This is a genomic window from Rheinheimera sp. WS51, from assembly GCF_050936095.1.
GTDB lineage: Bacteria > Pseudomonadota > Gammaproteobacteria > Enterobacterales > Alteromonadaceae > Alishewanella.
In genome coordinates this window covers 69,425-82,629 of record NZ_JBOTRC010000010.1, presented here as the reverse complement: position 1 = coordinate 82,629, position 13,205 = coordinate 69,425, and the positions used below count along the sequence as shown (strand labels likewise).

The 13,205-nt window shown below is 41.8% G+C and carries 15 protein-coding genes; 3 read left to right on the top strand and 12 right to left on the bottom strand.

Translation table 11 applies throughout. The annotated features are described in order from the left end of the window. Nucleotides 1-127: 127 nt before the first annotated feature. On the bottom strand, nt 128-454 hold the full coding sequence (gene trxA / locus ACRCA4_RS11835) for a thioredoxin TrxA (RefSeq protein WP_433188746.1): 327 nt from the start codon (nt 452-454) through the stop codon (nt 128-130). Between the two features lie 100 nt (nt 455-554). On the opposite strand from trxA, the gene rhlB reads away from it, so the two are divergent. Together rhlB and gppA are read left to right on the top strand one after the other, a co-directional pair. After that, nucleotides 555-1,841, top strand: a complete 1,287-nt coding sequence (gene rhlB, locus ACRCA4_RS11830; protein ID WP_433188743.1) for an ATP-dependent RNA helicase RhlB — start codon at nt 555-557, stop codon at nt 1,839-1,841. Then, on the top strand, nt 1,807-3,348 hold the full coding sequence (gene gppA / locus ACRCA4_RS11825; RefSeq protein ID WP_433188740.1) for a guanosine-5'-triphosphate,3'-diphosphate diphosphatase: 1,542 nt from the start codon (nt 1,807-1,809) through the stop codon (nt 3,346-3,348). The genes rhlB and gppA overlap by 35 nt, the downstream gene beginning before the upstream one ends. 37 nt (nt 3,349-3,385) lie before the next feature. Here the strand turns inward: gppA and hemB are convergent, their stop codons facing one another. The 10 genes from hemB to ubiE all read right to left on the bottom strand — a co-directional run bounded on the left by hemB (nt 3,386) and on the right by ubiE (nt 10,804). After that, on the bottom strand, nt 3,386-4,393 hold the full coding sequence (hemB, locus tag ACRCA4_RS11820) for a porphobilinogen synthase (protein ID WP_433188737.1): 1,008 nt from the start codon (nt 4,391-4,393) through the stop codon (nt 3,386-3,388). A 9-nt stretch (nt 4,394-4,402) separates the two neighbouring features. Further along, nucleotides 4,403-5,119 carry a GGDEF domain-containing protein gene (locus ACRCA4_RS11815; protein WP_433188734.1) on the bottom strand — a complete coding sequence of 239 codons (717 nt, stop codon included), beginning with the start codon at nt 5,117-5,119 and terminating at the stop codon, nt 4,403-4,405. Beyond that, nucleotides 5,112-5,927 carry a TatD family hydrolase gene (locus ACRCA4_RS11810; RefSeq protein ID WP_433188731.1) on the bottom strand — a complete coding sequence of 272 codons (816 nt, stop codon included), beginning with the start codon at nt 5,925-5,927 and terminating at the stop codon, nt 5,112-5,114. Before ACRCA4_RS11810 ends, ACRCA4_RS11815 begins: the two co-directional genes overlap by 8 nt. A gap of 14 nt (nt 5,928-5,941) precedes the next feature. Next, on the bottom strand, nt 5,942-6,415 hold the full coding sequence (locus ACRCA4_RS11805) for a hypothetical protein (RefSeq protein ID WP_433188728.1): 474 nt from the start codon (nt 6,413-6,415) through the stop codon (nt 5,942-5,944). Continuing rightward, on the bottom strand, nt 6,412-7,164 hold the full coding sequence (gene tatC / locus ACRCA4_RS11800; protein WP_433188725.1) for a twin-arginine translocase subunit TatC: 753 nt from the start codon (nt 7,162-7,164) through the stop codon (nt 6,412-6,414). Before tatC ends, ACRCA4_RS11805 begins: the two co-directional genes overlap by 4 nt. Continuing rightward, nucleotides 7,148-7,486, bottom strand: coding sequence for a Sec-independent protein translocase protein TatB (gene tatB / locus ACRCA4_RS11795; protein ID WP_433188722.1), 339 nt, complete (start codon nt 7,484-7,486; stop codon nt 7,148-7,150). Before tatB ends, tatC begins: the two co-directional genes overlap by 17 nt. 4 nt (nt 7,487-7,490) lie before the next feature. After that, complete coding sequence (gene tatA / locus ACRCA4_RS11790) at nt 7,491-7,745, bottom strand: twin-arginine translocase TatA/TatE family subunit (RefSeq protein ID WP_433188719.1); 255 nt, start codon at nt 7,743-7,745, stop codon at nt 7,491-7,493. A 67-nt stretch (nt 7,746-7,812) separates the two neighbouring features. Beyond that, nucleotides 7,813-9,441, bottom strand: a complete 1,629-nt coding sequence (gene ubiB / locus ACRCA4_RS11785; RefSeq protein WP_433188716.1) for a ubiquinone biosynthesis regulatory protein kinase UbiB — start codon at nt 9,439-9,441, stop codon at nt 7,813-7,815. Beyond that, nucleotides 9,441-10,049 carry a ubiquinone biosynthesis accessory factor UbiJ gene (locus ACRCA4_RS11780; protein ID WP_433188713.1) on the bottom strand — a complete coding sequence of 203 codons (609 nt, stop codon included), beginning with the start codon at nt 10,047-10,049 and terminating at the stop codon, nt 9,441-9,443. Before ACRCA4_RS11780 ends, ubiB begins: the two co-directional genes overlap by 1 nt. Beyond that, complete coding sequence (ubiE, locus tag ACRCA4_RS11775) at nt 10,049-10,804, bottom strand: bifunctional demethylmenaquinone methyltransferase/2-methoxy-6-polyprenyl-1,4-benzoquinol methylase UbiE (RefSeq protein ID WP_433188710.1); 756 nt, start codon at nt 10,802-10,804, stop codon at nt 10,049-10,051. Before ubiE ends, ACRCA4_RS11780 begins: the two co-directional genes overlap by 1 nt. Before the next feature lie 222 nt (nt 10,805-11,026). Here ubiE and ACRCA4_RS11770 point away from each other — a divergent pair, with 222 nt between their 5' ends. Then, complete coding sequence (locus ACRCA4_RS11770) at nt 11,027-12,766, top strand: DUF885 domain-containing protein (protein WP_433188707.1); 1,740 nt, start codon at nt 11,027-11,029, stop codon at nt 12,764-12,766. 81 nt (nt 12,767-12,847) lie between these two features. Here ACRCA4_RS11770 and ACRCA4_RS11765 read toward each other — a convergent pair whose 3' ends face one another. Next, entirely contained in the window at nt 12,848-13,078 is a 231-nt protein-coding gene (locus ACRCA4_RS11765; RefSeq protein WP_433188704.1) for a hypothetical protein, read from the bottom strand. Nucleotides 13,079-13,205 lie beyond the last annotated feature (127 nt).

The following is a 13,205-nucleotide window of genomic DNA, read 5'->3' as shown; positions in this document are numbered from 1 at the left end:
TTTCGACAGACAAGCGATGTTCGGGTAGTACAGTTTGTACTTATGGCTACACAATAGCAGCTGAAGCCATAGACGTCTAGTGTCAGAATAAAAAAAGGCGTATAAAAATACGCCTTTTTTGTTTGGTTTAGATATTGCTATCTAAAAATTCTTTTAATTGCGTTTTAGATAATGCGCCTACTTTAGTGGCGGCAACTTGGCCTTGTTTGAATAATAACAAGGTAGGAATACCACGAATACCAAACTTAGGCGGTGTATTTGGGTTATGGTCAATATTCACTTTAGCAACACTAACTTTGCCGCTATATTCTTGGGCAATATCATCAAGAATTGGTGCAATCATCTTACACGGGCCACACCATTCTGCCCAAAAATCGACTAATACTGGGGTATCTGATTTTAAAACATCAGTGTCAAAACTATCATCAGAAACCTGTAAAATATGCTCGCTCATGTATGTCTCCGGTTATACGTGCAGAATTACTGCAAAAAAGTGTTATCAATTTAAACCTGGCTGTTCCTTATTGCAAGCGTAACGGTTATGCTTAGCATGTATGAATAAAACTCACTTAACATCACATAAATTCGCCGATTTCGCATTGGCACCTCAGGTTCTTGCTGCTTTAGATGCGCAAGGTTATGGCTATTGTACGCCTATTCAAGCGCAATGTTTACCTTTAGCTCTCGCGGGCAAAGACATTGCAGGCCAGGCCCAAACTGGGACTGGTAAAACACTCGCCTTTCTAACTGCCACTTTTCATCACTTGCTAACACATCCTGCTAAAAGCAGTGGTCAGCCAAGAGCGATTATTATGGCGCCAACACGCGAGCTGGCAGTACAGATCCATCAAGACGCAGTAATTATGGCTGAAAAATCCAATTTACGTCTTGGTTTGATCTATGGGGGCGAAGGGTACGATACTCAACGTCAACTACTGCAAAATGGCGTTGATATTTTAATTGGCACCACAGGCCGGTTAATTGATTATTTAAAGCAAGGCTTATACGACTTATCGCAAATTCAAGTTGTCGTATTAGATGAAGCCGATCGGATGTTCGATTTAGGCTTTATTAAAGATATCCGCTTTATGTTTAATCGGATGCCTCCAGCTACTGAACGCTTAAGTTTACTATTTTCTGCCACGCTGTCATATAAGGTACAAGAGCTGGCATTTGAAAAAATGAATCAACCTGAACATATTCACATTGCGCCAGAAGAAATGACTGGAAGCCGGATATCAGAAGAGCTATTTTATCCTTCTGATGAGCATAAGCTGCCGTTATTACTGACGTTAATGGAAGAAGAATGGCCAGATAAAGCCATTGTTTTTGCTAATACTAAACACTGGTGTGAAGAAGTTCATGCTTGGTTAGAAGCCGATGGTCATCGTGTAGGCTTATTAACCGGCGATGTTATTCAGAAAAAACGTTTACGTATTTTAGAAGATTTTAGTAGTGGTAAATTAGATATTTTAGTTGCAACTGATGTTGCTGCACGTGGCTTACATATACCTAAAGTGAGCCATGTATTTAATTATGATTTACCCGATGACTGTGAAGATTATGTGCATCGTATTGGCCGTACAGGTCGAGCAGGCGAAAGCGGTAAAGCCATTAGTTTTGCTTGTGAACGCTACGCACTTAATTTAACGGCTATTGAAGACTATATTCGTCATCCGATCGCAGTGACTCAATATGATGCTACTGCTTTATTAGATGATTTGAAAGTGCCTAAGCCAAGAGCGCGTCGCCGCTCATCTGCACAAGCGCGTGGTACTGGTCGTAGTTCGGCAGGACGTAATAGTCATGGCCCAAGATCGCCTAGAAACAGACCTCGCTAGTTTAACTAGCTTAGCTGATCAATCTTTGCATGGTGATATTTATGCAGTGATTGACTTAGGCTCTAATAGCTTTCACATGTTAATGGTGAAGGTGATTGCGGGCTCAGTACAAGTGATAGGCCGGGTTAAGCGCAAGGTGCGCTTAGCTGCTGGGTTAGATCAACAGCAAATGCTCACTAATGATGCGATGACTCGAGGTTGGGAGTGTTTAGCATTATTTGCTGAGCGGCTGCAAGATATTCCATCCACACATATCCGTATAGTCGGCACGGCAACCTTACGTTTAGCTAAAAATTCAGCGCTATTTTTACAGCAAGCAGAAGCGATTGTCGGCCAAAAAATTCAAATCATAACAGGCGAAGAAGAAGCGCGGCTTATTTATCTGGGCGTTACTCATACCTCAACGCATCATGATAAACGCTTGGTGATTGATATTGGTGGCGCAAGTACCGAAGTTGTTGTCGGGACTGACCATACGCCTTCATTATTAGTAAGTTTAAATATGGGTTGTGTTACGTTTTTAGACAAATATTTTGCTAATCACGTCTTAAGCCAAACTAATTTTGAACAGGCCATTGCCGCAGCTGAACAGCAAGTGCAACCTTTAGTTAAATCGTATCAGGAGCATGGTTGGCAACTAGCTTTAGGCGCTTCTGGCACTGTGCAGGCTATGCAAGAAATTTTAACTGCACAAGGTACAGATGAGCATATTACCTTGCCTCGCTTAGAATCCATTATGCAGCAAGCAATAGCATGTAAAGTATTATCACAACTAACCATTACCGGTTTAGTCCAAGAGCGTAAATTAGCCTTTCCTTCCGGTTTAGCGATCTTAATAGCTTTATTTCGTCAGCTTAATATTAAAGCTATGATTTTGTCTGGCGGTGCCTTACGAGAAGGCGTGCTCTATAGTTTATTACCCCAGTTGCATCAGGCTGATGTGCGTAATCGTACTGTACAAAGCTTAATGATCCGCTACTTTATTGATCAGCAACATGCCTTAAGGGTAGCCGAGGTTACTAAAGACTTGGCCATGCAGCTTGAGCCTAGCTGGGATTTAAATCAGTTTGATGGCCATAGTTTACTAAATAGCGGCGCATTACTACATGAAATTGGCTTGTTAATTGAGTATAAAAACCATCACCATCATGGTGCTTATATTATTACTCATGCCGAGATGCCCGGCTTTACTCGTGCCCAGCAACAGTTGATTATTGCATTAATACATAATCATCGTGCTGATATTAATAATGATATTATTAGCAAACAAACTATGACTTCTGTGCTTTTAGCGCAGCGGCTAATTCGTATTTTACGTTTAGCTGTTATTTTATGTCTGCGACGTAAAGATGAAGCCCTACCGCAAGTCAGTATTAAAAGTGAGGCTGAACGACTGGTTATTACGCTGCCTGACGGCTGGCTAGAGCAGCACCCCTTGATGTCAGCAGAGTTAGAGCAAGAGGTGCAATATCAGCAACAGGCGGGTTGGCAATTAAGCGTTAATTAAATCCTGTTGCTGAGTATTTGCTTAGTTTAGTCAGTGTTTATTTAGCTTGTTGTAGCCAAATAGCGACTTGTTTTGCGAAGTAAGTTAAAATGCCATCAGCTCCTGCGCGTTTAAAGGCCAATAATGACTCCATAACGACAGGTTGCTCCGCCAACCAGCCATTGGCAAAAGCGGCTTTATGCATGGCGTATTCGCCACTAACCTGATAGGCAAAAGTAGGCACTGCAAACTCCTCTTTTACTCTGCGCACAACATCTAAATAAGGCATGCCTGGTTTTACCATCACCATATCTGCACCTTCTTCTAGATCTTGGGCTACTTCGTGTAAAGCTTCATTGCTGTTAGCCGGATCCATCTGATAAGTTTTCTTATCGGCACCTTTTAAGTTAGCAGCTGAACCTACTGCATCGCGGAAGGGGCCATAATAATGTGAGGCGTACTTTGCAGAATAGGCCATAATGCGTGTATTAACATGACCAGCCTCTTCTAAGGCCTCTCTGATAGCACCGATCCGGCCATCCATCATATCTGAAGGCGCAATAATATCAGCACCGGCAGCGGCATGTGATAAAGCCTGTTTTACTAAAGCATCAGTTGTTATGTCGTTCAAGACATAGCCGTTTTCGTCGATAATGCCATCTTGACCGTGAGTAGTGTAAGGATCTAAGGCTACATCAGTGATTAGGCCTAATTCAGGACAGTGCTGCTTTAATAACTTAACTGCACGTTGCATTAAACCGTCAGGGTGCCATGCATATTCAGCATCTAAAGACTTTATCTCAGCTGGGGTAACTGGAAATAAAGCAATGGCTGGAATACCCAGCTCAACCAATTGCTTAGCTTCAGCAAGCAGTAAATCAAGGCTCAGGCGTTCAATGTCAGGCATAGAGGCGATAGTTTCTCGTTGATTTTCGCCTTCAATAATAAAAATAGGGTAGATTAAATCTTTTACCGTTAGTTGGTTTTCAGCCATCATGTCACGGCTAAATGCATTGGCGCGCATTCGGCGTAATCTAGTAGCAGGGAAATAACGGTTAGTGTTCATGGATAACTCCTATGTTGAGAGCTGAGCAGTACTGCTCGACTGCGGATAAACTTGATTTCTGCCCTTGGACTTACTGAGATACAGCGCCTTATCAGCTTGGCTTACGTATTCAGTAATATTGCTGTCTTTAGTTGCGATTGCAGCATAGCAGCCCGCACTAATAGATATATTTAAGATGTGCTCATGAGCAATCAATGGCGCCTGATTAAGCTGCTGTAGAATGGATTCAGCCAGGCTTATTGCACCAGTGAGCTCGGTATTTGGCAGTATAATTGCAAATTCATCGCCACCGTAACGGCAAACTTTATCACAGCCACGTTTTAGCTGCGCTTTCATTAAGCTAACTAACTTGATAACAACCTGATCACCTATTAGGTGACCATTGTTATCATTAATACTTTTAAAGTGATCGATATCGATCAGGATTAATGCTAACGGCGTTTGTTCGCGCCGACTACGGGTAATTTCTGCTGCCATTTGCTGGTCAAAATAGCTACGATTATAGGCGCTGGTTAAGCTATCAATAAAAGACTGCTGTTGTAACAACTGATTTTTATCAGCAAGCTCATTAAGAGTTATTTGCAACTCAAAGCTATGACTACGTAATTCCGTGGCCAGGGCTGCCATTTGTTGTTGTTGTCGCTGCAAAAAAAACTTAGCGATTATAAAAGCGATAACGCTGCCTAAGCTAAAGCCCGCAATAAAATAGTAGCCTATTTCAGTCATGATGCTGCTGCGATTGAAAATTAAATAGTCGCTTACTATTTTCTAAGCTAGCAGCTGCAATATCTGAAACGGTGCATTGCTTTAATAGCGCTACTTTTTCAGCAACGTAGTTTATATAAGCTGGTTCATTGCGGCGTGATTTAGGTTTGGGCTGAATATTTTTAGGCAATAAAAACGGTGCATCTGTTTCTAATAATATTCGATCGTTCGGAATATAACGGATGGCCTGTTGTAATTCTGCGCCGCGTTTGTCATCACATACCCAACCGGTGATACCGATATATAAACCTAAATCTAAATATGCCCGTAATTGCTGGGTGTTGCCAGTAAAGCAATGTGCTACTCCACGTTGAATGGAGTGCTGTTTTAGCATGGCGATTTGAGTGTCAAAGGCATCGCGCTCATGTAAGTAAACCGCTTTATTATGCTGTATTGCTAGCTGCAATTGTTCTGCAAAAACAAGCTGTTGTTGTGGGCGAGGAGAAAAGTCACGATTAAAGTCTAGGCCGCATTCACCTACAGCAACAACTGAGCTTGCTTGTAGAAGCTGTTTAAGTTGCGCTAACCAGCTGTCATTAACTTGGCTAGCATAATGAGGGTGCACGCCGGCAGTGGTAACGATATTTATATTTGATTTATTAGCTTGTTGCTGGCAAAACTGTTGATTTTGTTCAGACTCGGCAATATCACTGCCAATGACAACTAAGTGATTAACACCCGCCGCATGCGCACGAGCAAGCATCTGCTCACGATCAGCTGCAAATTGATCACTAAATAAATTAACGCCAATATCACACCAAAAGTTCATGGAATAGCGCTAACTTATTGTTCACGACGAATTTTGATAGTGCGATTATTTTTATCGCTGCCTAGCATAAAAGAATTGAATATGCCGCGCTTAATATGGTGGCGTTCGCCAACAGCGATAGGGTAGTAATCACTACCTTGCTGGCGCCATTTTTGACCATTTTCAAACTCAATTTGCAGTTTATCATGAGCCGTATAATTAAAGTTTTTAACCGTTACATAGATTAAATCTGCATCTTGTTGCTTTGAATGCTCTAAACCAAAGTTTTTTTCTGTATTACTTTCGATCGGTTTAGTATTAACTTCTGAGTTTGATGAGATTGCCTGTTTAGAAGCCGTTACTGAATTAACATTAATAGCATCGTAGCAAACTAAACGTTTTAATGCATTTTGCTCAGCACGACATAGTTCAAGTGCTTGTTCTGTGGGAATGGCTGAGGCATAAAAGCTAGCGCTTAGTAGAACCATGCTAGTTACAAAGTACTTCATATATTATCTTCCTGTTGTTTAGTGTCTATAGACGGTTTATAAAACCGACTAAGAATTAAGCCTAACTCAAATAATAGCCACATAGGTAGGGCTAATAACGTTTGCGAAATAACATCGGGCGGAGTTAACAGCATGCCTAAAACAAAAGCGCCAACAATAATATAGGGCCGTTTTTGCGCTAAGGCATCACGTGTTGTTGCACCGGTCCAAATTAACAATAAAATGGCTACCGGAATTTCGAACGAAAGACCAAAAGCAAAAAATAGCTTTAAAACAAAATCGAGATAGCTACTGATATCAGTGGCTATAGTTACACCCTCTGGTGCAACACTGGTAAAAAAGCCGAACACGATAGGGAATACAACATAGTAAGCAAAGGCAATACCAGCATAAAACAGCAAGGTGCTGCTGACCACTAAAGGCGCCATCAATAGCTTTTCCCGCTTATATAATGCCGGAGCAATAAATAACCAGATCTGTAATAAAATATAGGGAATAGCTAAGCAAATTGCCACAATAAAGGTTAATTTAAACGGGGCAAAAAAAGGTGCGGCAACATCGGTTGCTATCATACTGCTGTTTTCTGGTAAAACGGCCATTAATGGTAAAGCTAGTAGATGATATATATCTTGGGCAAAGGCGGCTAAGGCTGCAAATACAATTAATACGGCAATAATGCACTTAAGCAGTCTATTGCGTAGCTCTATTAAATGGCCCAATAGGCTTTGAGTGTTAGGACTTTGGCTCATCAGGTGTCTTTGGCTCAGAGTGAACAGAGGGTTTGCTGGTTGATAGTGGTGCTGTTACGTCTGCAGCGGCTTGTTTTAGCTCTTCAAGCGCGGCCTGTTCGTCAGCAGTAAGATTGGTTAAACCTTTTTCTTCGGCACTTTTTAATTTTTGGTGTAGCTCATGGGCACGTAAGTTTTCGCTAAGCTCAGCCTGCATTTGTTGGCCAAACTGTTTTACACCACGAATAGTTTTATGCACAGAGCGCAGCGCACCAGGGAGTCGTTCTGGCCCCAGAACAAGCAGCGCTACTACACCAATAATAACAAGCTCCCAGAATCCCATAAGATTAAAGGTTCGTTTTATCTTTGCTTGCAGCGTTCTTTGTTGGCTGTTCGCTGGTGTCTGTTGTTGATTTCTCGGCTAATTGTGCCTTTTCTTTGTCGTCATCTTTGGCTGGTTCGTCTTTAATTGAGCTACGAAAACCTTTAATAGCATCGCCTAAGTCGGTGCCGATACCGCGTAATTTCTTGGTACCAAATAAAAGTACAATAATAGCCAGTACAATGAGTAACTGCCAAATACCTATGCCACCGAAGCCCATATTAAATCCTCTTATACAAATGACTAGTGTTTATTATAGCAACCTTTAATAACGATAACCTTAGTCTTTAGGTTATCCATGCTTTAAAAGTAAAAGCAATGCCAACGGCTATTAAGGGGGCTGCTAGCCAAGGGTTAGCAAAACAGAACACTATACTAGCACTGATTATACTCGCTGCTGCACAGGTGGCAGCAACTATTTGTTGGTTGCTTTTGCTTTGTTGTAACGATAGCTGTTGAACCTGCTTAAGTAACAAGCGCTGTTGCGCCGGGCCTTGCTCTAAATACTGATGCAACAAGGTGGGCATTTGGGGCATTTTTTCGGCCCAAAAAGGTAGGTTATCTTTAATTTGCCGCCAAATCGCTGGCAGTCCTATTTGCTGCTGCATCCAGTTTTCTAAAAAGGGCTTTGCCGTTTTCCATAAGTCTAATTGTGGATAAAGCTGGCGGCCTAAACCCTCAACATAAAGCAGGGTTTTTTGCAGTAAGACTAGCTGAGGCTGCACCTGCATATTAAAACGTTGGGCTGTGCTAAATAAGTTTAGTAACACATGGCCGAACGAGATTTCTGCTAATGGCTTTTGGAAAATAGGTTCGCATACAGTGCGAATAGCACTTTCGAACTCTTCCACTTTAGTGTCAGCGGGTACCCAGCCTGAGTCGACATGTAATTGTGCTACTTGGCGATAATCTCGGTTAAAGAAGGCGACGAAATTTTCTGCTAGGTAGCGTTTGTCTTCGGGATTTAAGGTGCCTACAATGCCACAATCTATACCAATATATTTAGGGTTGTTTGGCGTTTCATAAGAAACAAAAATATTACCTGGGTGCATATCGGCATGAAAAAAGCTGTCACGAAACACTTGGGTAAAAAACACTTCTACTCCACGCTTAGCTAATAGCTCCATATCGGTATTCTGAGCTTCTAAGGCTGCAATATCTGAAACCGGAATACCATAAATTCGCTCCATTACCATGACATTGCTTCGACTATATTCGCTATAAATACAAGGAATATATAAAGAGTCTGAGTCGGTAAAGTTACGTCTTAGTTGAATAGCGTTGGCGGCTTCGCGCTGTAGATCTAGCTCATCTAAAATGGTTTTTTTATATTCTTGAACAACTTCGCGTGGACGCAGCCTTTTGCCGTCGGGTAAAAAGCGACGAGCTGCATCAGCTAGGGTATCCATTAAGGCTAAGTCGGCTTCAATTTGCTGCCGGATATCTGGGCGTATAACTTTAATAACAATATCGGCCAGCTCGCCATCGTCAAGAATAAGCTTGGCGGTATGCACTTGCGCTATAGATGCTGAGGCCAGTGGTGTTTGATTAAAATCAACAAAGCGTTGCTCAATACTATCTAGCTCTAATGCTTTTTCAATCATGGCTTGAGCGGCTTGGCCAGAAAATGCCGGTACCTTATCTTGCAGTTTAGCCAGTTCATCTACTAAGTGAGCAGGGAATAAATCGCGCCGGGTAGAAAGCATTTGGCCAAACTTAATCCAAACTGGCCCTAAGCTTTGTAGGGCCAAACGTAATCTAACACCTACAGGTTGATCTGGGTGTTGGTTGCGTAACCAAAATAAGCACTTTCTGGCAAGTCGGCCGTACCAAGGTTGCCATTGCTGCGGAATAAGTTCATCCAAACCATATTGCAATAATGTTTTTTGAATTTGATAAAAACGGCTAATGCGCACTAAGACTCCTGATACTTATTTAGCTGCTGTTGCAACAAGGCTACACGGGCGGCAACGTCACTCACATGCTGGCTAAATTGGGCCACTTCAATTGATGTTGGGCTAAGCCGTAGCTCATCTTGGGCTAACTCGGTGGTTAACTCAGTTAGATGCTGGCTTTGCTCAGTAATATAACGCTGAATTTGTTCAATTGCTTTAGTCACCCGATGTGCGGCAGCATCACCTATATATACCGATAAGGCTTGAGCCCAGTCAGGATTGAGCTGTTCAAAAAAATAACTGAATTGTTGAGCAACTTGAATATCGCCATCAATTTGAAGCGCATCGGCTTTAATTAATCGAGTTAATTGGCTGGGATCTCGCAGCTGCTTTAGGCTAGTAAAATCGGTACTTATGGCACAATCTGTTGGTTCGTTATGCTGATTAAAAAGCAAGGTGTCTGTTGTTGCTGTGATGACTAGCGTTAAAGACAGCTCTCGTAGAGTAAACGAAAGCTGTTTGCCTTGTAGCTTAAGCAAGCCTTGTTTCGCATTAGGATCTAATTTAATAATACCGGCCACAGTCGCTTCTGCTGCAGCGCATAACAATTGTGGCAGTAAGGGTAGCATTAGAATTTATACCCGCGATGTAGTGCGACTATGCCACCGGTGAGGTTATGGTAGCTCACCTCAGCAAAGCCGGCCTGTTCCATCATGGCTTTTAAAGTTTCTTGATCTGGGTGCATACGAATAGACTCAGCTAGATATTGATAGCTTTCTTTATCGTTTGCGACTAATTGACCCATGGCAGGAAGTAACTTAAATGAATATAAATCATAAGCTTTACTAAGCCAAGCTTGCTCTGGCTTTGAAAACTCAAGTACTAATAAACGCCCGCCTGGTTTTAATACGCGAAACATAGAGCGCAGCGCGGCATCTTTGTCGGTTACATTACGTAAACCAAAGCCTATTGTTACTACATCAAAGCTATTATCGGCGAAAGGTAGGGCTTCAGCGTTAGCTTGCACATACTCAATATTATTAACTAAGCCTAAATCGCGTAACTTGTCTCGGCCAACATTAAGCATCGACTCGTTGATGTCGGCTAAAACAACTTTGCCGGTTGGGCCAACGCGCTTGGAAAATAACGCTGTAATATCACCAGTGCCACCAGCTAAATCAAGAACTTGTTGTCCAGGACGTACGCCGCTGCAGTCTAAGGTGAAGCGCTTCCATAGCCGGTGAATGCCGAGTGACATTAAATCATTCATAACGTCATATTTAGCCGCAACAGAATGGAACACATCGGCGACCATTGAAACTTTTTGCTTAGCTTCAACCGTTTTATAACCAAAATGAGTTGTGTTGTCGTTTTTCTGATCCATTAAATTGACCTATAAGATCTTAAGTACGCCTAGTGTAAGAGATAACGGCTTAGCAGCCAACTTATCTATCCACTTATCTGGACAATTTCTCATAAATTTAAGGTTACAAATGGAGTAACTACACTTTTAGTTTAGATTAACCGCCAATTAGCAGAGTTGAGATTACTGTTATATCTAATAAAACTAGTTACAATCAAGTGAACTCAGTCAGTGGATATACTAATGAAAAAGATAATTATTACATTAGCAACGCTAATATTATTAAGTGGCTGCGCTAGCAATGGACAGTCAACACAAGAGCAGAGTTTTTCGCAATTTGCTGACGCCTTATGGCAAGCAGAGCAGGACTTAACTCGGCCAGCTGCCGATGCGCTTTGGGATATGTCAGCCGCTAACTTAGAAAGCCAGCATCAACAACGTTTAGCTTGGTATGCGAAGCTTAAAGCGATTAACCCCAGTACTTTGTCGGATCAGGATCAAATAAATTACGCCATTTTAGATTATCGGTTAAGTAATGCTATTGATGAGTATAAATTTGGTGCTCATATGATGCCTATTACAGCTGAATCGGGGTTTCATTCATATTTATCATTTATTGCCAGCAATACGGCATTAAAAACAGAACAAGATTATAGAAACTACTTAGGCAAGCTTGCGGCTATTCCTACTTATATGCAGCAACAAACCGACTGGATGAAACAAGGCATAAAAACGGGTATGACTCAGCCTAAAGCTGTATTAAAAGGCTTTGAAGATAGCATTATTTCTTACGTAGTAGCAGAGCCAACACAGAGCGTTTACTACCAGCCTTTTTTACAGCAACCTGATTTTATTTCAACAGTAGTATGGCAAGACTTGACTGCACAAGCCGCTGATCTTGTTATGACAGAAGTCAATCCAGCCTATCAAGCATTTTATGATTTCATGGTTAATGATTATATGCCTGCCGCGCGTGACACTATAGCCGCTGAGGATTTACCACAAGGTAAAGCTTATTATCAAAATCGTTTAGAGCATTACACGACATTAAAAATGACACCTGAAGAAGTGCATCAACTCGGTTTAGCTGAAGTAAAGCGCATTAGAGCCGAAATGCAGCAAGTCATTGATGGTGTAAATTTTGATGGCACTTTCGCCGATTTTATTCACTTTTTACGTACAGACGAACAGTTTTACGCTAAAACGCCTATGGCATTATTACAATATGCCAGCTATTTATCGAAACAAGCCGACGCTCAGTTACCTAAGTTATTTAAAACCTTGCCTCGTACACCTTACGGTGTAGTGGAAGTGCCTGCTGAGTTTGCGCCTAAGTACACCTCGGGCCGTTACTCTGGGCCATCTCGTGATGATCAGGCAGGTTTTTATTGGGTTAATACTTATGCCTTAGATCGTCGACCTTTATATGAACTACCGGCATTAACTTTACATGAAGCAGTACCGGGACACCATTTACAAGTGGCGCTAGCACGTGAGCAAAGTGATTTAGCTGATTATCGCCGTAGCTTTTATACATCGGCCTTTGGTGAGGGCTGGGGCTTATATGCGGAACACTTAGGGCTAGAAATGGGCTTTTACCAAGATCCTTATAGCAACTTTGGCCGGTTAACCTTTGAAATGTGGCGCGCTGCACGCCTTGTTGTAGACACAGGTATGCATACTATGGGCTGGAGTCGGCAACAAGCTATCGACTTTTTAGCTAGCAACACAGCATTGTCTATGCACAATGTAACTACCGAAATTGACCGCTATATTAGCTGGCCTGCTCAAGCTTTATCTTATAAGTTAGGTGAGTTAACAATTAAACGTTTACGCGCTGAAGCAGAGCAAGCGCTTGGCAGTAATTTTGATGTAAGAGAGTTTCATGATGCAGTGCTTGACAATGGTAGTTTACCGCTTGCTGTTTTAGAGCAACAAATTGAGCGCTATATTCGCACTAAGCAAACAAATACTAAGTTGTAAATAAACTATTTCTAGGCAAGTCATTGTTAGTTTATGGTTTGCCTAGATTTTTTCGTAAATCTTTATGCTTACTGATTCAAGTTACACTCTTACTTGCACTTCTGGGCGCGTATCAATCTGGCCCTCCATATCTATTGCTGCAATATGTTGCCCTGATACAAGTAAAGCGATATTGCCATTCACAACATGGCGCACGCAAAGTAGCTCATAACCAAATCTACGCAGCTCTGCAACTGCAAATTTTTGCGCAAAGTTTAAGTCGTCCCAGAAAGAGTGAATATCCTTATTTAGATGGCGTCTGTTTGTATGCATCTTTGACTCCAGCCAAAGTAAATCTAATTTGTTTAAATAGCTTAAGTAAAGATTCTTGCTATCGGAAAGATACCAAGGTGTATGGTAAGCGTTTATTGCACTCTATAGCATAGTATAGCCAGTTGTA